At 65.5% G+C, this 20,824-nt stretch carries 18 protein-coding genes and 1 riboswitch; of the genes, 14 read left to right on the forward strand and 4 right to left on the reverse strand.

The window, feature by feature from the left end; all coding sequences use genetic code 11:
• The first annotated feature begins 128 nt into the window (after positions 1–128).
• The 4 genes from UU9_RS05260 (at position 129) to cycA (ending at position 4,297) form a co-directional block, all read left to right on the forward strand.
• Entirely contained in the window at positions 129–1,121 is a 993-nt protein-coding gene (locus UU9_RS05260; protein ID WP_007080687.1) for a L,D-transpeptidase family protein, read from the forward strand.
• A gap of 1 nt (position 1,122) precedes the next feature.
• A complete protein-coding gene (locus UU9_RS05265) occupies positions 1,123–1,833 on the forward strand; it encodes a M23 family metallopeptidase (protein ID WP_007080688.1) in 711 nt (236 codons plus the stop codon).
• Between the two features lie 140 nt (positions 1,834–1,973).
• Positions 1,974–2,711 carry a murein L,D-transpeptidase catalytic domain family protein gene (locus UU9_RS05270; RefSeq protein ID WP_050982391.1) on the forward strand — a complete coding sequence of 246 codons (738 nt, stop codon included), beginning with the start codon at positions 1,974–1,976 and terminating at the stop codon, positions 2,709–2,711.
• A 203-nt stretch (positions 2,712–2,914) separates the two neighbouring features.
• On the forward strand, positions 2,915–4,297 hold the full coding sequence (gene cycA, locus UU9_RS05275; protein ID WP_007080690.1) for a D-serine/D-alanine/glycine transporter: 1,383 nt from the start codon (positions 2,915–2,917) through the stop codon (positions 4,295–4,297).
• Positions 4,298–4,360: 63 nt separating this feature from the next.
• Here cycA and UU9_RS05280 read toward each other — a convergent pair whose 3' ends face one another.
• On the reverse strand, positions 4,361–4,639 hold the full coding sequence (locus UU9_RS05280) for a hypothetical protein (protein ID WP_007080691.1): 279 nt from the start codon (positions 4,637–4,639) through the stop codon (positions 4,361–4,363).
• Between the two features lie 106 nt (positions 4,640–4,745).
• Positions 4,746–5,384, reverse strand: coding sequence for a DUF4142 domain-containing protein (locus tag UU9_RS05285; RefSeq protein ID WP_007080692.1), 639 nt, complete (start codon positions 5,382–5,384; stop codon positions 4,746–4,748).
• A 246-nt stretch (positions 5,385–5,630) separates the two neighbouring features.
• Between UU9_RS05285 and UU9_RS05290 the strand changes: the two genes are divergently transcribed.
• The gene (locus UU9_RS05290; protein WP_007080693.1) at positions 5,631–5,897 is read left to right on the forward strand and encodes a DksA/TraR family C4-type zinc finger protein; all 267 of its coding nucleotides are present in this window, start codon (positions 5,631–5,633) and stop codon (positions 5,895–5,897) included.
• 60 nt (positions 5,898–5,957) lie between these two features.
• Here UU9_RS05290 and recN read toward each other — a convergent pair whose 3' ends face one another.
• Positions 5,958–7,637: a DNA repair protein RecN gene (recN, locus tag UU9_RS05295; RefSeq protein ID WP_007080694.1), complete on the reverse strand. Its 1,680-nt coding sequence runs from the start codon at positions 7,635–7,637 to the stop codon at positions 5,958–5,960.
• A gap of 140 nt (positions 7,638–7,777) precedes the next feature.
• On the opposite strand from recN, the gene hrcA reads away from it, so the two are divergent.
• The 6 genes from hrcA to UU9_RS05325 all read left to right on the forward strand — a co-directional run bounded on the left by hrcA (position 7,778) and on the right by UU9_RS05325 (position 14,928).
• Complete coding sequence (gene hrcA / locus UU9_RS05300) at positions 7,778–8,839, forward strand: heat-inducible transcriptional repressor HrcA (protein ID WP_007080695.1); 1,062 nt, start codon at positions 7,778–7,780, stop codon at positions 8,837–8,839.
• Positions 8,840–8,921: 82 nt separating this feature from the next.
• Positions 8,922–9,458 (forward strand): nucleotide exchange factor GrpE, encoded by a 537-nt coding sequence (gene grpE / locus UU9_RS05305; RefSeq protein ID WP_007080696.1) that lies wholly within the window; start codon positions 8,922–8,924, stop codon positions 9,456–9,458.
• Between the two features lie 120 nt (positions 9,459–9,578).
• Positions 9,579–11,504 (forward strand): molecular chaperone DnaK, encoded by a 1,926-nt coding sequence (gene dnaK, locus UU9_RS05310; RefSeq protein ID WP_007080697.1) that lies wholly within the window; start codon positions 9,579–9,581, stop codon positions 11,502–11,504.
• A 133-nt stretch (positions 11,505–11,637) separates the two neighbouring features.
• Positions 11,638–12,759: a molecular chaperone DnaJ gene (gene dnaJ / locus UU9_RS05315; RefSeq protein WP_007080698.1), complete on the forward strand. Its 1,122-nt coding sequence runs from the start codon at positions 11,638–11,640 to the stop codon at positions 12,757–12,759.
• A gap of 66 nt (positions 12,760–12,825) precedes the next feature.
• Positions 12,826–13,644, forward strand: a complete 819-nt coding sequence (gene dapB, locus UU9_RS05320) for a 4-hydroxy-tetrahydrodipicolinate reductase (protein ID WP_007080699.1) — start codon at positions 12,826–12,828, stop codon at positions 13,642–13,644.
• A 54-nt stretch (positions 13,645–13,698) separates the two neighbouring features.
• A riboswitch (yybP-ykoY riboswitch) is annotated at positions 13,699–13,820 on the forward strand.
• Between the two features lie 100 nt (positions 13,821–13,920).
• Positions 13,921–14,928, forward strand: coding sequence for a sodium:calcium antiporter (locus tag UU9_RS05325; protein ID WP_007080700.1), 1,008 nt, complete (start codon positions 13,921–13,923; stop codon positions 14,926–14,928).
• 12 nt (positions 14,929–14,940) lie between these two features.
• Here UU9_RS05325 and UU9_RS05330 read toward each other — a convergent pair whose 3' ends face one another.
• Positions 14,941–15,636 (reverse strand): 2OG-Fe(II) oxygenase, encoded by a 696-nt coding sequence (locus UU9_RS05330; RefSeq protein WP_007080701.1) that lies wholly within the window; start codon positions 15,634–15,636, stop codon positions 14,941–14,943.
• A 214-nt stretch (positions 15,637–15,850) separates the two neighbouring features.
• Between UU9_RS05330 and carA the strand changes: the two genes are divergently transcribed.
• Genes carA through greA form a run of 3 tightly spaced genes read left to right on the forward strand, consistent with a single transcriptional unit; the run spans position 15,851 to position 20,678 of the window.
• Positions 15,851–16,978, forward strand: coding sequence for a glutamine-hydrolyzing carbamoyl-phosphate synthase small subunit (gene carA, locus UU9_RS05335; protein WP_007080702.1), 1,128 nt, complete (start codon positions 15,851–15,853; stop codon positions 16,976–16,978).
• Complete coding sequence (gene carB, locus UU9_RS05340) at positions 16,978–20,205, forward strand: carbamoyl-phosphate synthase large subunit (protein WP_007080703.1); 3,228 nt, start codon at positions 16,978–16,980, stop codon at positions 20,203–20,205. The genes carA and carB overlap by 1 nt, the downstream gene beginning before the upstream one ends.
• The gene (greA, locus tag UU9_RS05345) at positions 20,202–20,678 is read left to right on the forward strand and encodes a transcription elongation factor GreA (RefSeq protein ID WP_007080704.1); all 477 of its coding nucleotides are present in this window, start codon (positions 20,202–20,204) and stop codon (positions 20,676–20,678) included. Before carB ends, greA begins: the two co-directional genes overlap by 4 nt.
• Positions 20,679–20,824: the final 146 nt, after the last annotated feature.

The raw sequence follows: 20,824 nt of genomic DNA on the forward strand, positions 1-20,824 counted from the left end.
TGCGTTCGCGTGCGGTAGTCGGCGTGAGTCCGGTGATCGACGCCGGTCTGGCGTTGCGCTGGTCGTGCCAACGGTTCTTCACGCAGGCTGCGGCAAGCTTTGATCTTCCCACAGGAGGTTGCTTGCCGATGATCGAAAAACGCAGCTTGATTCTCGCGGCGTTGCTTGCGGCCGTGGCTGCGCCGACGCTTGCTGCCGAGCAGGGTGCAGCGCCGGTCCTGCTCGATGCCGCGGCAGTCAACAATGCCGCATTGGCTGCGCCGGTGCGGGCTGGCGACAAGGGCGCCGCCGTGTTGCGCGCGCAGATCCTGCTGGATCGCGCCCATTTCTCGCCGGGGGAGATCGACGGCGCGTACGGCGCCAACCTGCGCCAGGCGATTGCCGGGTTCCAGGCCAGTCGCGGGGTGGGTGTCACCGGTGAAATGGACGCGCCCACCTGGGCGGCGCTGGATCAGGATCGTGCGCCAGCGCTGATCGAGGTCACCCTTGGCTCCGACGACGTTGCCGGCCCGTTCCGCCCGGTACCCGAAGACACGGCGGCGAAGGCCAGGATGGATGCGCTGGGCTACACCTCGCCGCTGGAGGCGCTGGGCGAGAAGTTCCACGCCAGTCCCGCGCTGCTTCAGCAATTGAACCCCGGCAAGGATTTCAGCCGGGCCGGCGAATCGCTGGTGGTACCGAACGTGCAAAGCGCGACGCCGCTGCCGGTCGTGGCGAAGGTGGTGGTGGACAAATCCGACGCCACCGTTTCGCTGGTGGATGCGGCGGGCAAGACCGTGGCGCAGTACCCCGCGTCCACCGGCAGCAGGCACGACCCACTGCCCATCGGCGACTGGAAGATCGAGGGCGTGGCGAAAGACCCTGTCTTCCACTACAACCCCAAGCTGTTCTGGGATGCCGACGCGGGCGATTCCAGGGCCATCCTGCCTGCGGGCCCCAACAATCCGGTCGGCGTGGTGTGGATCGACCTGTCCAAGCCCCACTACGGTATCCACGGCACGCCGGAGCCGTCGAAAGTGGGCAAGACCGAATCGCACGGTTGCATCCGGCTCACCAACTGGAGCGCGCGGGAAGTGGCCCAGGCGGTGAAGCCCGGCATGACCGCCACCTTGAAGAACTGACATGAAAGTGCTGATCGGTTTTGTGCTGGGTGCGGTGTGCGCCGTAGTAGCCATGCTGAACCTCGGGGCGCGGGGGCCGGTTCCCGCCGTCGTGCAGGACGATCCTCCGCGGGCCATAAGCACCGCCGCCGCCATGGACGCGCCACCACCGCCGGTGGCGGCAGCCACCGTCCCGCCGGTCGCCGCGACCACGGCGATCGTGCGCGACGAGACCGCGCCTGCCGCGCCGGCGTCCGCCATCGAAGCTGCGCCGGATATTTCGGGCCTGCCCGCCAGCGCCATATCGGGCTTGCTGATGCCGGTGGTGGGCGTCAAGACCGCCGACCTGGTGGATACCTACACCCAGGCGCGCCAGGGGCGGGGCGTGCATGACGCGATCGACATCATGGCCGCCCGCGGCACGCCGGTGGTGGCGGTGAACGACGGTGAAGTGGTGAAGCTGTTCGACAGCGTGCGCGGTGGGCTCACCGTCTATCAGTTCGGACCGCAGCAAAGAGTCGTCTACTACTACGCCCATCTGGACCGCTACGCGCCGGGGCTGGCCGAGGGGCAAATGCTGCACAGGGGCGACCCGATCGGCTTCGTGGGGAGCACCGGCAACGCCAGCGCCGACGCGCCGCACCTGCATTTCGAGATTGGCGTGCTCGGGCCGGAAAAACACTGGTGGCAGAGCAGGCCGATCAATCCCTACGGCCGGATAATCGGGCCATAGTGCCGGGATTCGGTGTCGCCCTCATGCGTCCATATTTGGCTTGAACGGTGGGACAGGCAGTCTGCTGTTCTGTCGACTACGGCCCAACATATGGTTAACCCGCATCCGCTAGACTGCGCCCCATGTCGTTGAAAACCTTCATGTCGGCGCTGATGCTGGCGTTCGCTGTGTGTGCGTGCGGCGTCGCGTTGGCAGCTGCGCGGCCTGGTGCCGTCGATCAGATCATGCCGCCCGCCGCGATGCCGCTGACCGCGGCGCAACGTCTGGCGCGCGAGGCGCCCGCGATCGATCCGCAGGTGCTGTCGCTGGCCCTGGCGGCCGTGCAATGCGCGCGGGCCGGTGGCGTGGGGATGACGGCAGAGCGCCTGGCGGTGATCGATTACAGCATGCCGTCGCTGCAGCGTCGGTTGTGGGTGTTCGACCTGCGCAGCCATGAGCTCCTGTACCGCGAATGGGTAGCGCACGGCAGCGGCTCGGGCGGCAACCTGCCCACGCACTTTTCAAATGAGGACGGCAGCCACGCCTCCAGTGTGGGCCTGTTCGTCACCGGCGCCACCTACACCGGCCGCAACGGTTACTCGTTGCGCATGGATGGGCTGGAGCCTGGCTTCAACGATGCCGCCATGGATCGCGCCATCGTGATGCACGGGGCCGATTACGTGAACGTGGCGGCCGACAAGGGAATCGGTCGGTTGGGGCGCAGCTGGGGTTGCCCTGCGCTGCGCAGCGCGGTGGCGCGTCCCATCATCGACGTGATGAAGGATGGCCAGTTCGTGTTTGCCTATTACCCCGAACAGGCCTGGTTGGCGCGCTCCGCGTTGCTGCATTGCCCGGCCGCACAACTGGCGTCGCAAACGGCGGCGGCGCCTTCACGCTGATGCACGACCCGACGGTGGGCCAACCTCGCTTGGCATGGCGCGCCGCGGAGCAGGGTGCAGGCTCCGCCCCGACACGGACCAGCCGATAGCGCTGCCACGGATCATCGGCGCCGCCGCTGATGCAGACTGGCGCGCTTCGCCCATTTCCCTTGTCGCCGGGTTTCTTCTATGTTTGCGCATCCTGAACGCCAGAGACGCGCTGCATGACCGCATTGACGGAGCATCCCGATCACCTGAGGCGCAGCCTGTCGAACCGGCACCTGCAATTGATCGCCATCGGCGGCGCCATCGGCACCGGGTTGTTCATGGGGTCGGGCAAGACGATCAGCCTGGCCGGGCCGTCGATCGTGCTGGTCTACCTGATCATCGGCGTGATGCTGTTCTTCGTGATGCGGGCGATGGGCGAGCTGCTGCTCTCGGACCTGTGCTACAAATCCTTCATCGACTTTTCCACCGACCTGCTGGGGCCGTGGGCGGGATTCTTCTGCGGCTGGACGTACTGGTTCTGCTGGATCATCACCGCGATCGCGGACGTGATCGCCATTGCCGCCTATGCCCAATACTGGTTTCCGGGGTTGGCGCCGTGGATTCCGGCCGTACTGTGTGTGCTGTTGCTGCTGACATTGAACCTCACCACGGTGCGCCTGTTCGGCGAGATGGAATTCTGGTTCGCGCTGATCAAGATCGTGGCCATCTGCGCATTGATCGTCACGGGTTTTGCGCTGGTGGCGTGGGGCTTCGAGTCGCCGAGCGGCAACAAGGCAACGCTGGCCAATCTGTGGAATGACGGCGGCGTTTTCCCGAAAGGGTTGGGCGGGTTTTTCGCGGGGTTCCAGATCGCGGTGTTCGCTTTCGTGGGCATTGAGCTGGTGGGCACCACCGCCGCCGAAACGGCCGATCCCGAGCGCAACCTGCCCAAGGCGATCAACTCGATCCCCGTGCGCATCATCATCTTCTACGTGATGGCGCTGCTGGCGATCATGGTGGTGACGCCGTGGCACCTGGTGGAGCCGGGCAAGAGCCCGTTCGTGGAGTTGTTCGTGCTGGCCGGCATCCCCGCCGCTGCCAGCCTGATCAATTTCGTGGTGCTGACCTCGGCCACGTCATCGGCCAACAGCGGCATTTTCTCAACCAGCCGCATGCTCTATGGCCTGGCGCAGGAAGACCATGCACCCGGCATTTTCGCGCGGCTTTCGCGCGCCGCGGTGCCGTCGCTGGGCCTGCTGTTTTCCTGCTTCTGCCTGTTGCTGGGCGCCACGCTGGTCTACGTGATCCCCGACGTGATCACCGCCTTTACGCTGGTGACCACGCTGGCGGCGGTGCTTTTCATGTTCGTGTGGTCGCTGATCCTGTGCGCCTACATCGCGTACCGGCGCAAGCGACCGCAGCTGCATCAGGCGTCGAAATACAAGATGCCCGGCGGCGTGCTGATGTGCTGGGTATGCCTGGCGTTCTTCGGCTTCGTCATCGTGTTGCTGACCTTGCAGACCGACACCCGCGAAGCGCTGTTCGCGAGCCCGGTGTGGTTTCTGCTGCTGGGCGCAAGCTACGCATGGAAGCGCCGCAGCGCGGCCCGCGTCCGCTAGCGATGCCCGGCACCAGGCTGGCCACGGTGGTCGGCCCGGTCGGTTCGCGGGGACGGGTGCGCCTCAGCTATCCGGGTTCACCAGCTTGAAGAAGGTGCTGTCGTCGCCGTTGGCCTTTTCCTTCTGGTACAGGAACGCCACGCCGGTGGCATCGAATTTCTCGAACCACTGTTCCCAGCTGACATGCTTCAGCTCGTCTTCGCCGGCTCCGCCGGGAAAATCGATGCGCAGGATACCGATGTCGTGCTCGGAGCCGGTGCCGCGTACGCAGGCAGGCTGACCGTCGTGCTGCTCAACCCATTGGCGGATCTCGTCGTGGTCGGTGGTGGTGGTTGACTGCATGTTTGTGTCTCCTGCGTAAGGGGCGATTCGGACGCGCCGTGGTAGGGCGCCAAGCGGGCACCGTCGCATTCGTGGCGTGTTCCAGGTGTCGAAGGCCTCGGCGCCGTTAGCGGTTCTTGTCCTGCTTGCCTGCATCAGGCAGCGGCTGCTTGTTCAAGGCCTGCGCCATGGCCAGGTGGGTCTGCAACGCAGGCAGCTCCTTGCGCGCAAAGGCGCGCAGGTCGTCGTTCTCGCCCTGGTCGGCTTCTTTGGAGAACAGCTCGATGGCGTCGTGGTGGTCGTTCACCATGGCGCCGGCAAACGCGCGATCGAAGGCGTCGCCGTCGAGCCGGCCCAGGTCGTTCTGCAATTGCTCGGAGCGTTTTACGGGTACCGGCGTGGACTCGTGGGTCGTGCTGTGGCGCGTGGCGATGCGGGCCAGTTCGTTGTTCATCCGCGTGTGATCGGTGGTGATCCGCTGCGCCAGTTCGCGCACCGCGGAGGTTTGCGATTTCTGCAGCGCAAGCCGCGCCATGGCGATCTGGAAGCCATTGTCACCGGTCGCCTTGGCGACGAAATCCTGGTCGGCGCGCGTCAATGCGGGGTGGCTGGAATCCGCCTGCAACGACGTGGTGCCGGTGGCGGGCGCGGTCACGGCGGAGGCGGGCGTGCTGCCGGATGTCGCAGCTGGCTGGTCGCGCCCGCAGCCGGCCATGGCGAGCGAGAGGCAGGCGGTGCCGGCGGCGTACAAGGCGAAACGTTTCATGCGGGTCTCCATGCGGTCGGGGAACGGACGGCTGCTCGCGGAGGGTCGGGCGCCGCAGGACGTTACCCTGGACCGTCACGATGCAAGGTGGCGTGCACCGATCGTGAAAACGCTATCGCTGCGGCAGGGCGCCAACATCCATTTGTTCACACCCCGTTCGTTCGTACCCGATTTGTTCACGCCCGATCGCCGCGGCATTCATCCGCGCGCGGTTATGCTCGGTACCCCTGATCAGGAGAGGTACTCATGGCGACTGGCTGGGCGGGCGATGGCGCAGTGCAGGATCAGATCGATGCCACGGTCGACGATGCCGTGTCGCGTGCGCGCCGCCAGCTGCGCACAGGCCCGGGCTTGATCCGCTGCGAGGAATGCGACGTGGAGATCCCCGAGGCCCGGCGCAAGGCCGTGCCGGGAGTTCGCCTGTGCGTGGCCTGCCAGGAAATCCAGGATCGGGAACACGCCAGCGCGGCCATCTTCAATCGCCGCGGCAGCAAGGACAGTCAATTGCGCTGAATGGGGTGCCGGTGTTCGCGCGAACGATGGGCGGCCCCTGCGGCCGCTGGCGCAGCGGACCTACTTCGCCACCGCCTGTCCCCGCTCCAGCATCTGCTTCGCATGAGCGCGCGTTTCGCGGGTAATCTCCACGCCGCCCAGCATGCGGGCCAGTTCATCGCGACGGCCGGCGGCATCCAGCGTCTCGATGTGGGTATAGGTCGCGTCGCCCTCGCTGCGCTTGCTGACGCGCAAATGCGCATGACCCTGAGCGGCCACCTGCGGCAGGTGGGTAACGCACAACACCTGTCGCTGCACGCCCAGTGCACGCAGCTTCTGGCCGACCACCTCGGCAACCGCGCCGCCGATGCCGCTGTCGACCTCGTCGAACACCATGGTGCCGACGGCGTCGTTGCCCAGGGTGGCTACTTCGATGGCGAGGCTGATGCGTGCCAGTTCGCCGCCCGAGGCCACCTTGCGCAGCGGTCGCGGCGGCTGGCCGGGATTGGCGCTGACCAGCAGCTCGCAGCGCTCCTGGCCCAGCGGGTCCGGATCGACGCTGGCGACCGGTTCCAGTTCGATGCGCAGCACGCCACCAGCCATGCCCAGTTCGCCCATCAGTGAGCCCACTTCCTGGCCAAGTCGCACGGCCGCGTCGGCGCGCGAGCGGCTGAGCTGTCCGGCGGCCTCGGTGTATTCGCGCTGCAACTGGTGGCGCTGTGCATCGAGCTTGTCCAGCGCATCGCCTGCGCCTTCGAGCTCGATCAGTTCGGCCTGCATCGCGGCCAGCTTGTCGTGCAACTCGGCCACGGGCAGCCGGTGCTTGCGCGAGAGTTCGTGCAGGCGGGCGATATGGGTATCGACTTCGGCGTAGCGGTCCGGGTCCAGGTCGACGTCCTGCGCGTAGCGACCCAACCCGTCGACGGCCTCGCCCAGCTGGATCTCCGCGTTGTCGAGCAGTTCCAGCAGCGGCGTCAGCCGTTCGTCGAGGGTGGCGAGTTTGCCCAGTTCCGCCTGGGCCCGGCCCAGCGCCCGGCGCAGCGCGAATTCGCCGTCGCCATCGAGCAGGTCCACCACGCCGGATGCGCCTTCGGCCAGTCGGCCGGCATTGGCCAGCCGCTTGTGGCTGGTTTCGAGATCGGCCAGCGCGGCGGCGGGCAGGGCCCACTTTTCCAGTTCGCCGATTTCATGGCGCAGCAGTTCGATGCGGTGATCGCGGTCTTCACCGCCGCTGAGGCGGCGCACGCGCGCACCCAGTTCGCGCCACTGCATGGCCCGGTCGCGCACCTGCGCCAGCAGTGCGTCGTGGCCGGCGTAGGCATCGAGCAAGGCCATCTGGTGGTTGCGCGAAAGCAGCGCCTGATGCTCGTGCTGGCCGTGGATCTCGACCAGCAACTCCGTAATCTCGCCCAGCTGCCGGGCGTTGGCGGGGCGGCCATTGATCCACGCCCGCGAGCTGCCCTCGGCGCGCAATACGCGGCGCAGCTGGCAAACACCGTCCTCGTCCAGTTCTTCGCGCTGCAGCCATTCGCGCGCCAGCGGCAGTGACGACAGATCGAATTCCGCCGCCAGCTCCGCGCGATCACTGCCGGCGCGAACCATGCCGCTGTCGGCGCGGGCACCGGCCAGCAACATCAACGCGTCGACCAGCAGCGACTTGCCGGCGCCAGTCTCGCCACTGACCACCGTCAGGCCGGGGCCGAATGCGATCTCGGCTTTTTCGACGACAGCGAACTGGCGGACATAGAGCGAGGTGAGCATAAGCCAAGCCGTAGGGGGATCAGGCGATTGTAAAGGGAGCCAGCCTGCAAACGACTCCCTTGGGGTCGCTTGCCCGGCCATTCTTGCAATGCGCGGGCGCAGACCTTATTTCTATGCGGTCTCAGGGACTGCAACAGCACATGATCAATCCTTACGGTCACGACCTCGATGCGCGTGCGCGGCGGCTGCTGCGCACGCTGATTGCGCAATACCTCGTCGACGGCGAACCGGTGGGGTCGCGTACGCTGTCGCGGTCGTCCGGGCTGGACGTGAGCCCGGCGACCATCCGCAACATCATGGCTGACCTGGAGGACGCCGGGCTGGTGGCCTCGCCGCATACCTCGGCCGGCCGCGTGCCGACGCCGCGGGGACTGCGCCTGTTCGTCGACAGCCTGATCGAACTGCAGCCGCTGCCGCACGAGGACATGATCCGCCTGCAGCGCGAACTGCCGCCCGGGCCGACCACCACGCGCGACCTGCTCGGCAACGTGTCGACCCTGCTGTCGGCGATGACCCGTTTCGCCGGCGTGGTCAGCGTGCCGCGGCAGGCCGATTTCCCGCTGCGGCACATCGATTTCGTGCCGTTGCCGGATGCGCGGGTGCTGGTGATCCTGGTGTTTACCGACAATCAGGTGCAGAACCGCATCGTGCAGCTGGCCAAACCGCTGGCCAGCCATGAGCTCGAGCAGGCGGCCAATTACCTCAACAGCCAGTTCGCCGGCCTGCGGCTGGACGACATCCGCACCCATCTGCTGATCGAATTGCGCGAGACCAGCAGCGAGCTCAACCGCCTGCTGGCCAGTTCGGTGGAATTGGCCGCCGCATCCTTCGCGCCACAGGCGGGCGGCGACGACGTGCTGGTCAGTGGCCAGACCAACCTGATGGCATACTCCGAACTCGCCGATCTGCAGCGCTTGCGCGAACTGTTCGACGCGTTCCAGCAGAAGAACGAGTTGCTGCAATTGATGGAAGTGTGCGCCCGCGCGCCGGGCGTGCGGCTGTTCATCGGCGAGGAATCCGGTTTTTCCGCACTGGACGGGTGCAGCGTGGTCACCGCCAGTTACGGCGCGCAGGGGCGCGTATTGGGGGCGGTCGGTGTCATCGGCCCGACCCGGATGGCGTATGAACGGGTGATCCCGGTGGTAAAGGCCACGGCCGGATTGCTCAGTGACGCCTTGAATCGCGCTGCCACGACCTTATAACCGCTGCGGGACGGAGTTTTCCGCGAATTCACTGACGGCTGGCCGCCACGCCGGCCACGGCCAAGGCTTTGGAGTTTCCTAAATGCACAACAACGACCCGCACGCACCCAACGACGCGCAGGGCGAAAATCCCGATATCGAGGCCGGCAATCTCGAGATCGAGACGCTGAAACTGCAATTGAGCGAGCAGCGGGCGCTCAATGCCGAATTGCGCGAAGCCAACCTGCGCGATCATGCCGAGCTGGATAACCAGCGCCGTCGCATGCAGCGCGATCTGGACCAGGCGCGCCGTTTCGCCAATGAGAAACTGCTGAATGAGTTGCTGCCGGTTTACGACGGCCTGGAGCGCGGCCTGGCGGTGGAAACCGGCGATGTGGCGTCGGTGCGCGAAGGCATCAGCCTCACGTTGAAATCGTTGTTGAAGATCGCCGAGAACAATGGCCTGGTGCAAGTCGACCCACTGGGCCAGACGCTCGACCCGGAGCGCCACCACGCCGTCAGCATGGTCGACGCCCCGGGCGCGGTGCCGAATACCGTGGTGAGCGTGCTGCAGAAGGGTTATGTGCTCAATGACCGGCTGCTGCGGCCCGCGCTGGTCGCCGTGGCCAAGGGCGAATAACCAGCCAGATCAATCGTCAACACCCCACATCCGGGAATGCAGCCGCCATTGAATCGGCAGGCTGCAACCCCATTCTGAAAACCAGTCGCGGCGGACCGCCGAAAAATTTGGAGCGTAGTTATGGGCAAGATCATCGGTATCGACTTGGGCACCACCAATTCGTGTGTGTCTGTCATGGACGGCGGCACCGCCAAAGTCATCGAAAACTCGGAAGGTGACCGCACCACGCCATCGATCGTCGCTTTCACCAAGGACGGCGAAGTGCTCGTGGGTGCCTCGGCCAAGCGCCAGAGCGTCACCAACCCGAAAAACACCTTCTACGCGGTGAAGCGCCTGATCGGCCGCAAGTTCACCGACGCGGAAGTGCAGAAAGACCTGCACGTCGTGCCGTACGGCATCTTGGCCCACGACAATGGCGACGCCTGGGTGCAGACGTCCGACGGCAAGAAAATGGCGCCGCAGGAAATCGCCGCCAAAGTGCTGATGAAGATGAAGAAGACCGCCGAGGATTATCTCGGCGAGACGATTACCGAGGCGGTGATCACGGTGCCGGCGTACTTCAACGACAGCCAGCGCCAGGCCACCAAGGATGCCGGCAAGATCGCCGGCCTCGAAGTAAAGCGCATCATCAACGAACCCACCGCGGCCGCGCTGGCTTACGGTCTGGACAAGACCGGCGGCGACCGCAAGATCGCCGTGTACGACCTGGGCGGCGGTACCTTCGACGTGTCGATCATCGAGATCGCCGAAGTCGACGGCGAGAAGCAGTTCGAAGTGCTGGCCACCAACGGCGACACCTTCCTGGGTGGCGAAGACTTCGACATGCGCGTCATCGACTACCTCGTCGACGAATTCAACAAGGAGCAGGGCATCGACCTGCGCAAGGATCCGCTGGCGCTGCAGCGCCTGAAGGATGCGGCCGAGCGCGCCAAGATCGAGCTGTCCTCCAACCACCAGACCGACGTCAACCTGCCGTACGTCACCGCCGATGCCTCCGGCCCGAAGCATCTGAACATCAAGCTGACCCGCGCCAAGCTGGAGTCGCTGGTGGAGGAGCTGGTCAAGCGCACCATCGAGCCGTGCCGTACCGCGTTGAACGACGCCGGCCTGCGCGTGTCCGACATCAACGACGTGATCCTGGTCGGTGGCCAGACCCGCATGCCGAAGGTGCAGGAGGCGGTGAAGGATTTCTTCGGCAAGGACCCGCGCAAGGACGTCAACCCGGACGAGGCCGTCGCCGTGGGCGCGGCGATCCAGGGCGGCGTGCTGGGCGGCACCGTCAAGGACGTGCTGCTGCTGGACGTGACCCCGCTGTCGCTCGGCATCGAGACGATGGGCGGCGTGATGACCAAGCTGATCGAGAAGAACACCACGGTGCCGACCAAGGCCTCGCAGACCTTCTCCACCGCCGACGACAACCAGACCGCCGTGACCGTGCATGTGCTGCAGGGCGAGCGCGAGCGCGCCAACGCCAACAAGTCGCTGGGCAAGTTCGACCTGCAGGGCATCGACCCCGCACCGCGCGGCATGCCGCAGATCGAGGTCACGTTCGACATCGATGCCAACGGCATCCTGCATGTGTCGGCCAAGGACAAGAAAACCGGCAAGGAACAGAAGATCGAGATCAAGGCCGGCTCCGGCTTGTCCGATGAAGAGGTCGCGCGGATGGTCGCCGACGCCGAGGCCAACAAGGAAGAGGACCGCAAGTTCCACGAGCTGGTCGCCACCCGCAACAAGGCCGATCAACTGGTGCACGCCACCCGCAGTGCGCTGAAAGAGCATGGCGGCAAGGTGCCGGCGGATCAGCTCAGCAGCATCGAGGGTGCGCTGTCCGATCTGGAGAAGGCCAAGGACGGTGACGACAAGGCCGCGATCGAATCGAAGATCGAGAAGCTGGAGCAGGCGTCGCAGGCGCTGCAGGCCGCCGCGCAGGGTGGCGGTGCGGCCGACGATGGCGCCCAGACGGCTCCGGGCGGTGGTTCCGCCCAGCCCGACGACGTGGTGGATGCCGAGTTCACCGAGGTCAAGGACGACGAGAAGAAGTGATCGTCAGCTAGTCGGCGCCGCCGATTGACGCAGCCCGCGCCGCAGGAATTCCCGCGGTGCGGGCTGTTTGCTGAGAGGGACATGGTCCGCGGTGGGCGGGCCATCGCAAGGTCAACAGGTTGTGGGTAGATGAATGAGCAAGCGTGATTACTACGAGGTCCTGGGTGTCGAGCGCACGGTCGCCGAAGGCGATCTGAAGAAATCCTTTCGTCGCCTGGCGATGAAGTACCACCCGGACCGCTGTCCGGATGATCCGTCGGCACAGGAGAAATTCAAGGAGGCCAAGGAGGCCTACGAAGTGCTGTCGGACGCACAGAAACGGGCGATGTACGACCAGCACGGCCATGCGGCCTTCGAGGGTGGCATGGGCGGTCGCGGCGGTGCCGGCTTCGGCGACGTGGGCGATATTTTCGGGGACATCTTCGGCGACATCTTCGGTGGTGGCGGCCGTGGCCGCCCGCGGCGCGGCTCGGATCTGCGCTACATCATGGAGCTCGACCTGGAGGAAGCCGTCTTCGGCGTGAACCGCAAGATCGAGGTGCCCACCCAGGTCAACTGCCACCACTGCAATGGCACGGGGTCGGAAGACGGCAAGGTCAGCCAGTGCAAGACCTGTCGCGGCCACGGCAGGGTACGCATGCAGAACGGCATCTTCTCGATCCAGCAGGCGTGCCCGCATTGCGGCGGCACCGGCCAGGCGATCGAAAAGCCGTGCAAGCGCTGCCATGGCGAGGGCCGCCTGGAAGAGACCCGCACGTTGTCGGTGCAAATCCCGGCGGGCGTCGACAACGGCGATCGCATCCGCCTCACCGGGCAGGGCGAAGCCGGCCCCGCCGGCGCTGCCGCCGGCGACCTGTACGTGGAAGTACACGTGCGCGAGCACGCCATTTTCCAGCGCGACGGCAACGACCTGTATTGCGAATTGCCGATCCGGTTCTCGCATGCGGCGCTGGGCGCCGAGCTGCCCGTACCCACACTGGAAGGCGAAGTGCCGATCAGCATTCCGCCCGAAACACAGACCGGGCAGGAATTCCGCCTGCGTGGCCGCGGGGTCAAATCCGTGCGCAGCGGCCGCCATGGCGATCTCATCTGCAAGGTCGTCGTCGAGACGCCGATACGTTTGACGCGCCAGCAGCGTGAGCTGCTGGAGCAGTTGGAGGCCAGCTTCGACGACGGCGATGGCGAGAAGCACATGCCCCGCGCCAAGACCTGGGTCGACGGCGTGCGTCAGTTCTGGTCGCGGGTTACCTCGTAGTCGCGTTCACCGCAACGGCGCCGTGTTGCGCCTCATCCCATCCCATTCATGCCAAGGACGTTCGCCATGACGACGCCACCGATCCGCCTCGCCATCAACGGCGCTTCCGGCCGCATGGGCAGTGCGCTGCTCGCGCTGCTTCGCGATGATCCGCGGTTCGAACTGGTGCATGCGGTGGTGGCACCCGGCTCAGTGGATGACGGGCAGCCGATCCATCACGGCGCCGCGCTGCGCTTTGCGCACGACTGGTCCGGCGCACCGGCGCTGGACGTGGTGATCGACTTCAGCGGGCCGGCCGCGCTGGAGGGCGCGCTCACCCATTGCCTGGCTCATGGCATCGCCCTGGTCAGCGGCACCACCGGTCTCGACGCGGCCATGGAGGCGCGGCTGGACCAGGCCGGCCAGCGCATCGCGTTGCTGCGCGCCGCCAATTTCAGCCTGGGGGTGGCGGTACTGACACGCTTGTTGCGCAATGCCGCCGCGGCGTTGCCGGGCTGGGACCTGGAGATTGTGGAAGCCCACCACAACCGCAAGCAGGACGCGCCTTCGGGCACCGCGTTGGCGCTGGGCCACGCTGCCGCCGAAGCGCGCAAGACCACGCTCGACCACGCCGCCGTCTACAGCCGCGAAGGCCAGACCGGTCCGCGCGCCGAAGGCAGCATCGGTTTTGCGGTGGTGCGTGGCGGCGACATCGTGGGTGAACACACGGCCTTGCTGATCGGCCAGGGCGAGCGGGTGGAGCTGGGCCATCGCGCCACGGACCGTTCGATTTTTGCGCGCGGTGCGTTGCAGGCCGCGCATTGGCTGAGCAGCCGTCCGGCGGGCCATTGGCGGATCGACGACGTGATCGCTACGCCGCGCCAGGTATCTGCGCATCACGAGTGAGCGCGCTGTGACATGCGGTGGCTTGTGGCTTCCGGCCGCTACCGCTAGCATGCGCGCGTTGTCATTGGGGAGTAGCCAGCCTCGTTCCCCCTGAGGCGTTCGCATCAACAGACTTGGTCGCCGTGTTCTCCGGCGCCATGGTGCGAACAGCCACCGACGTCGTCAGGCGCCGGTGTTGCCCGGCGAGACCTTTGGCCATCGACATGCTCACCCGGCCGGGCGAGCGGTGTCGTTGCGCCATCGGTATTCCGCTCGCCCGGCTTTTCGTTGGTACCCATGCTGCTTACCTGTGTGCTGTTTTTCGGATCAGCGCTGGCCATCTATCTGGCCTGCGAATACTTCGTCAACGGCGTGGAATGGTTCGGGCGCAAGCTTGACCTGAGTGCGACGGCCACCGGCACGGTGCTGGCGGCCTTCGGTACCGCGTTGCCGGAAAGTGCGGTCACGTTCGTCGCCGTGATATTCGGCAAGACGCCATCGGCGCGTGATATCGGCGTCGGCGCCGCCATGGGCGGGCCGCTGGTGCTGGCCACGATCGCCTATGCCGTCGTTGGCGTGGCGTTGTGGTGCAACCGGCACCGGTTGCGGCGGACTGACCGGATCATCCGGGTCGACCATCAACGCCTGGCGCGCGACCAGTCATGGTTTCTGGCGATCTTCGTGGTCAAGGTTGGCCTGGGTTTGGTGGCGTTCGCCTTCAAGCCGGCGCTCGGCGTGCTGTTTCTGGTGGCCTACGCGTTGTACGTATGGCGGGAAGTGCGCAGCGAAGACAGCGCCCCGGAAGACGAATCCCTCGAACCCCTGAAATTCCGCCCGCACCACGCCGAGCCGGCCCTGCGCTGGGTGGTGGCGCAGACGGTGGCGGCGCTGGTGGTGATTGCGGCGGCGGCGCGCGTGTTTGTCAGCCAGCTGGAATCGATCGGCGCGGCGTTCGGCCTGCCGCCGCATCTCGTGGCGCTGGTGCTGAGTCCGGTGGCGACCGAATTGCCGGAAACCGTTAATGCGCTGATCTGGGTGCGCCAGGGCAAGGAGCGCCTGGCGTTGGCGAATATTTCCGGCGCCATGATGATCCAGGCCACCATCCCCAGCGCGCTGGCGATATTTGCGACGCCCTGGCTTTTCGATACACCGCTGATGGTGTCTGGCGCGCTGACGGCCGTTGCGATCATCTACCTGTGGTGGCTGTTCCGTCGCGGCGGGGTGGATGCCCGCTGGCTATGGCCGGTGGGGCTGCTTTATGGCGTATTCGCTGCGTACGTGGCCTGGCATTTCGCCAGCGCATGAGGCCGGCGGTGCTCAATCCGGATGCGAGGCGTTGCGATCGCGTCCGGCGCCGAGGCGCGTATCGAGTTCCCCGAAAATTTTCTTGAACATGCGGGAGAACTTTCCGCGCCGCGTCTTGCGCTGCTTTTCCTCTTCGCTGGTAAGCCAGGAAACCTGGATCACCCGGCGCTCGCCTTCATAGGGCAGGTGGCCGTGGAATGAATTGTCGCAGCGCTTGAACGCGGCGAATTCGCCGTACAGCGGCGGCAACTCCGGTGCCACCATCGCGTCGATGTCGTCGATCTTGTGCAGGAACCGCAGGCAGCCGTTGCTGGTATCGGGCCAGCTGTGGTTGAGATAAAGCAGCGCCGTGACCACTTTCGAGCGGCTGTCGGTATGGATGGTGCCGTGGCGCTTGTTCAGCAGCCGGCAAACTGTCACCAGGGTCGGGTAGTGCTCCAGCCCGTCGATGCCCAGTCGGCGACCGACGACACTGGCGAAAGAGGGGGCCGTCATGTGCTCCACCAGCGCATTGACGGACGGCCCGCAGTCACCCGGGTCGTAGGGAAAGAAACCCGCGCTGGGGTAGCGTGGAAAATCGCGCTCCAGTTCCCCGCGGGCTTCGTCCGGCAGCTGGCCATGGGCCAGCAGGAAGGGGAATGGCTGCAGATGCACCGTGGTGTCCGGGCGATCAAGACGCGCGGGATCAAGCAGGACAGCGGTGTGCATACGTCATTCAACTCCATGTAATCGCGGCAAGTGTACCTGCGATCACGGCCATGCCGAAGACGTGGATGGCGAGTCATTCATGCGTCGTAAGGTGGACAGAACCCCCTGTCGCCACCTATCATTTCCAGCCGCCCCAATACCTTTCTTTCCACTGTTCACAAGCCAGCACCCCCGCGGCTTGCGGACTTTGCTGCATCTAAAAGGCGGATACCGTATGCCCATTCCCGCTCTGCTTGCCCTCGAAGACGGCAGCCTGTTTCATGGTCATGCCGCCGGCACCAACGGTGAAACCGTTGGCGAAGTGGTGTTCAACACGGCGATGACGGGTTACCAGGAGATCCTCACCGATCCCTCCTATGCGCGGCAAATGGTCACCCTGACCTACCCGCATGTGGGCAACACCGGCGTGAATGCCGAAGACGCCGAATCCCGCAAGGTGCAAGCGGCCGGCTTGATCGTGCGCGACGTGCCGCGTCGCGCCAGTAACTGGCGCTGTACCGAAAGCTTGTCCGATTACCTGAAGCGCCACGACGTCGTGGCCATTGCCGGCATCGACACGCGCCGTCTCACCCGCATCCTGCGCGTCAAGGGCGCACTGTCCGGTTGCATCGTGGCGGGCGAACAGATCGACGCGGAGGCGGCACTGGCCAGCGCGCGCGGGTTTGCCGGCCTGAACGGCATGGACCTGGCCAAGGTGGTGAGCACGCGTGAATCGTATGTGTGGAACGAGGGCATTTACGACCTCGATCGCACCGCCTTCAACCAGCCGGCCAAGCGCTTCAAGGTCGTCGCCTACGACTTCGGCACCAAGCTCAACATCCTGCGCCTGCTGGCCGAGCAAGGCTGTGAGGTGACCGTGGTGCCGGCGCAGACGCCGGCCGCCGATGTGCTGGCGATGAAGCCCGACGGCGTGTTTCTCTCCAACGGCCCCGGCGATCCGGCTGCATGCGATTACGCCATCGAGGCGACGCGCACGTTCCTGGAGGCGAAGATTCCCCTGTTCGGCATCTGCCTCGGCCATCAGTTGATGGGCCTGGCGCTGGGTGCGCGCACCGTGAAGATGAAGTTCGGTCATCACGGCGCCAATCATCCGGTGAAGGATCTGGACGACGGTCGCGTGCTGATCACCTCGCAGAACCACGGCTTCGCCGTTGATCCGGCCACGCTGCCGGCGAACACCCGCGTCACCCATACATCGCTGTTCGACGGTTCGCTGCAGGGCTTTGCGCTGACCGATCGTCCCGCGTTCTGTTTCCAGGGCCATCCGGAGGCGAGCCCCGGCCCGCTGGACGTCGGCTATTTGTTCAAGCGGTTTGCCGCACTGATGGAGGAGGCCCGCTGATGGCCAAGCGTACCGATCTCAAGAGCATCCTCGTCATTGGCGCCGGCCCGATCGTGATCGGCCAGGCCTGCGAGTTCGACTACTCTGGCGCGCAGGCATGCAAGGCGCTGAAGGAGGAAGGTTTCCGGGTCATCCTGGTGAACTCCAACCCCGCCACCATCATGACCGACCCGGAAACCGCCGACGCGGTCTACATCGAGCCGATCAACTGGCAGACGGTGGAGCACATCATCGCCAAGGAGCGCCCCGACGCGGTGCTGCCCACGATGGGTGGCCAGACGGCCCTCAATTGCGCGCTCGATCTGGCCGATCACGGCGTGTTGGAGAAGTACAAGGTCGAGCTGATCGGCGCGCGTCGCGATGCCATCCGCATGGCGGAGGACCGTGAGCTGTTCAAGCAGGCGATGACCGACATCGGGCTGGAAAGCCCGCGCTCCGGCGTGGCCAAGAGTTTCGAGCATGCGCTGGAGATCCAGGCTGACCTGGGCTTTCCGGCCATCATCCGTCCCAGCTTCACGCTGGGCGGTTCCGGCGGCGGCATTGCCTACAACAAGGAAGAGTTCGAGCTCATCGTCAAGCGTGGCCTGGAGCTTTCGCCCACGAACGAAGTGCTGATCGACGAATCCCTGCTGGGCTGGAAGGAATTCGAGATGGAAGTAGTCCGCGACACCGCGGACAACTGCATCATCATCTGCGCCATCGAGAACCTCGACCCGATGGGCGTGCACACCGGCGACTCGATCACCGTGGCACCGGCGCAGACGCTTACCGACAAGGAATACCAGCGGTTGCGCGATGCATCCATCGCCGTGCTGCGCAAGATCGGCGTGGATACCGGCGGCTCCAACGTGCAGTTCGGCATCAACCCCGATACCGGCCGCGTGGTGGTGATCGAGATGAACCCGCGCGTGTCGCGTTCGTCCGCGCTGGCGTCCAAGGCCACCGGTTTCCCGATCGCCAAGATCGCCGCGAAACTGGCCGTGGGCTATACGCTCGATGAGCTGAAGAACGACATCACCGGCGGCCTGACGCCAGCCTCGTTCGAACCGACCATCGACTACGTGGTCACCAAGATTCCGCGTTTTGCGTTCGAGAAATTCCCGTCGGCGGATGCCCGACTCACCACCCAGATGAAGTCGGTGGGCGAGGTGATGGCGATCGGCCGTACCTTCCACGAGTCGCTGCAGAAAGCGTTGCGCGGGCTGGAAATCGGCAAGACCGGACTCAACCCGACCGGGCTGGATATCAGCACCGAAGACGGCCTGGCCACGCTGAAGCGCGAATTGCGCGAACCGCGACCCGACCGCGTGTTCCATCTGGCGGACGCGTTCCGTGCCGGCTTGTCGCTGGAAGAAGTATTCAACCTCAGCCGGGTCGACCCATGGTTCCTGGCCGCGTTCGAGGACATCGTGCTGACCGAGGGCGAGGTCGCGACTCAGGGCGTCACCGCGCTGGACGCGCCGCGGCTGCGCGAACTGAAGCGGCTCGGTTTTTCCGACGCGCGGCTGGCCGAACTGCTCGGCTCCGACGAGGCCGCCTTGCGGCATCTGCGCCACACGCTGGGCGTGCGCCCGGTCTACAAGCGGGTGGATTCCTGCGCGGCCGAGTTCGCCACCAGCACCGCCTACATGTATTCGACCTACGAGGAAGAATGCGAGGCCGAGCCGACCAATCGCGAAAAGATCATCGTGCTCGGCGGCGGCCCGAACCGCATCGGCCAGGGCATCGAGTTCGACTATTGCTGCGTGCATGCCTCGCTGGCGCTGCGCGAGGATGGCTATGAAACCATCATGGTCAACTGCAACCCGGAAACCGTGTCCACCGATTACGACACGTCCGATCGGCTGTACTTCGAGCCGCTGACGCTGGAAGACGTGCTGGAAATCGTGGAGCTGGAAAAGCCCAAGGGCGTGATCGTGCAGTACGGCGGGCAAACCCCGCTGAAGCTGGCGCGCGCACTGGAAGCAGCCGGCGTGCCGATCATCGGCACCAGCCCCGACAGCATCGACCTGGCCGAGGACCGCGAGCGGTTCCAGAAGATGATCGAGAAGATCGGCCTGAAACAGCCGTCCAATCGCACCGCCCGCAACGCGGACGAGGCGCTGGCGCTGGCGCGCGAGATCGGCTACCCGCTGGTGGTGCGCCCGAGCTACGTGCTGGGTGGCCGCGCGATGGAAGTGGTGCACGACGACGCCGACCTGTCGCGCTACATCCGCGACGCGGTGAAGGTATCCAACGATTCGCCCGTGCTGCTGGATCGCTTCCTCGATCACGCGGTGGAGGTGGATGTCGACGTGATCGCCGACGCCACCGGCCAGGTGCTGATCGGCGGCATCATGGAGCACATCGAGGAGGCCGGCGTGCATTCGGGCGATTCCTCCTGCTCGCTGCCGCCGTACTCGCTGTCGGCGTCGTTGCAGGATGAGCTGCGCCGCCAGGCCGCGGCGATGGCGCGCGAGCTGAAGGTCGTCGGCCTGATGAACACCCAGTTCGCGATCCAGGGCGACACGGTCTACATCCTGGAAGTGAACCCCCGCGCTTCGCGCACCGTGCCGTTCGTATCCAAGGCCACCGGCGTGCCGCTGGCCAAGATCGCCGCCCGCGTGATGGCCGGCCGCACATTGGCCGAACTGGGCGCCACGCGCGAGGTCATCCCGTCGTACTACTCGGTGAAGGAGGCCATCTTCCCGTTCCTGAAGTTCCAGAACGTCGATCCGATCCTCGGTCCCGAAATGCGCTCCACCGGTGAAGTGATGGGCGTGGGCCGCAGCTTTGGCGCCGCGTTCGCGCGTGGTCACGAGGCTGCCGGCATCCGCACGCCGCCGCGCGGCAAGGTGTTCGTGTCGGTGCGTGATGCCGACAAGGAGCGCCTGCTGCCGGTCGCCAAGGAAGTGCTGGCGCGCGGGTTTACCCTGGTGGCCACGTCCGGCACCGCCAGCTACCTGGCCGAACACGGCGTGGTTTGCGAGCGCATCAACAAGGTGCTCGAAGGACGCCCGCACATCGTGGACTTGATCAAGAACGGCGAGATCGTCTATATCGTCAATACCACCGAGGGCAAGCAGGCCATCGCCGATTCGTTCTCGATCCGCCGTGAGGCGCTGCAGCGCCGCGTTACGTACTCCACCACCGTGGCAGGCGCACGCGCATTGGTCCACTCGCTGGATTTCCACAGCGATGGCGAAGTGCACAGCCTGCAGGAACTGCATAGGGAGCTGACCAGATGAGTCGCCCACCGATCACCAAAGCGGGCTCGGAACGTTTGCGCACCGAGCTCGAGCAACTGAAGTTCGTCGATCGCCCGCGGATCATCGCGGCGATCGCCGAGGCGCGCGCGCACGGCGACCTGAAGGAAAACGCCGAGTATCACGCCGCCCGCGAGCAGCAGAGCTTTACCGAGGGCCGCATCGGCCAGTTGGAGGGCCTGCTGTCGAACGCGGAGGTCATCGACGTGGCGCAGCTCAAGCCCGGCGAGCGAGTGGTTTTCGGTGCCACCGTCGAGCTGGAAGACGAGGATGCCGGTACGACGGTGACGTATCAGATCGTGGGCGACCTGGAGGCGGACATCAAACGCCAGATGATTGCCGTGTCGTCACCGATCGCGCGCGCGCTGATCGGTCACAGTGCCGGCGACAGCATCGAGTTCACGGCACCCAACGGCGTGAAGCATTACGAGATCATCAGCGTCCGTTATATCTGAGCGCGTATCTAGTCCGAGTGCGTATCTGGCCACATCGGTTCGTCGCCATCGGTACCAGGCCAGAAAAAGAAAAGGCCGCTTTCGCGGCCGCCATGCGGGAATAAGAAAAGGCCGCTTTCGCGGCTGTCACGCTGGAATAAGAAAAG

The organism is Rhodanobacter fulvus Jip2, assembly GCF_000264315.1.
GTDB classification, from domain to species: domain Bacteria; phylum Pseudomonadota; class Gammaproteobacteria; order Xanthomonadales; family Rhodanobacteraceae; genus Rhodanobacter; species Rhodanobacter fulvus.

What these genes read in the sequence shown, in the direction of transcription:
- UU9_RS05260 (WP_007080687.1), top strand. Translation starts at nt 129, where the DNA reads ATGATCGAAAAACGCAGCTTGATTCTCGCGGCGTTGCTTGCGGCCGTG.
- UU9_RS05265 (WP_007080688.1), top strand. Translation starts at nt 1,123, where the DNA reads ATGAAAGTGCTGATCGGTTTTGTGCTGGGTGCGGTGTGCGCCGTAGTA.
- UU9_RS05270 (WP_050982391.1), top strand. Translation starts at nt 1,974, where the DNA reads ATGTCGGCGCTGATGCTGGCGTTCGCTGTGTGTGCGTGCGGCGTCGCG.
- cycA (WP_007080690.1), top strand. Translation starts at nt 2,915, where the DNA reads ATGACCGCATTGACGGAGCATCCCGATCACCTGAGGCGCAGCCTGTCG.
- UU9_RS05280 (WP_007080691.1), bottom strand. Translation starts at nt 4,639, where the DNA reads ATGCAGTCAACCACCACCACCGACCACGACGAGATCCGCCAATGGGTT.
- UU9_RS05285 (WP_007080692.1), bottom strand. Translation starts at nt 5,384, where the DNA reads ATGAAACGTTTCGCCTTGTACGCCGCCGGCACCGCCTGCCTCTCGCTC.
- UU9_RS05290 (WP_007080693.1), top strand. Translation starts at nt 5,631, where the DNA reads ATGGCGACTGGCTGGGCGGGCGATGGCGCAGTGCAGGATCAGATCGAT.
- recN (WP_007080694.1), bottom strand. Translation starts at nt 7,637, where the DNA reads ATGCTCACCTCGCTCTATGTCCGCCAGTTCGCTGTCGTCGAAAAAGCC.
- hrcA (WP_007080695.1), top strand. Translation starts at nt 7,778, where the DNA reads ATGATCAATCCTTACGGTCACGACCTCGATGCGCGTGCGCGGCGGCTG.
- grpE (WP_007080696.1), top strand. Translation starts at nt 8,922, where the DNA reads ATGCACAACAACGACCCGCACGCACCCAACGACGCGCAGGGCGAAAAT.
- dnaK (WP_007080697.1), top strand. Translation starts at nt 9,579, where the DNA reads ATGGGCAAGATCATCGGTATCGACTTGGGCACCACCAATTCGTGTGTG.
- dnaJ (WP_007080698.1), top strand. Translation starts at nt 11,638, where the DNA reads ATGAGCAAGCGTGATTACTACGAGGTCCTGGGTGTCGAGCGCACGGTC.
- dapB (WP_007080699.1), top strand. Translation starts at nt 12,826, where the DNA reads ATGACGACGCCACCGATCCGCCTCGCCATCAACGGCGCTTCCGGCCGC.
- UU9_RS05325 (WP_007080700.1), top strand. Translation starts at nt 13,921, where the DNA reads ATGCTGCTTACCTGTGTGCTGTTTTTCGGATCAGCGCTGGCCATCTAT.
- UU9_RS05330 (WP_007080701.1), bottom strand. Translation starts at nt 15,636, where the DNA reads ATGCACACCGCTGTCCTGCTTGATCCCGCGCGTCTTGATCGCCCGGAC.
- carA (WP_007080702.1), top strand. Translation starts at nt 15,851, where the DNA reads ATGCCCATTCCCGCTCTGCTTGCCCTCGAAGACGGCAGCCTGTTTCAT.
- carB (WP_007080703.1), top strand. Translation starts at nt 16,978, where the DNA reads ATGGCCAAGCGTACCGATCTCAAGAGCATCCTCGTCATTGGCGCCGGC.
- greA (WP_007080704.1), top strand. Translation starts at nt 20,202, where the DNA reads ATGAGTCGCCCACCGATCACCAAAGCGGGCTCGGAACGTTTGCGCACC.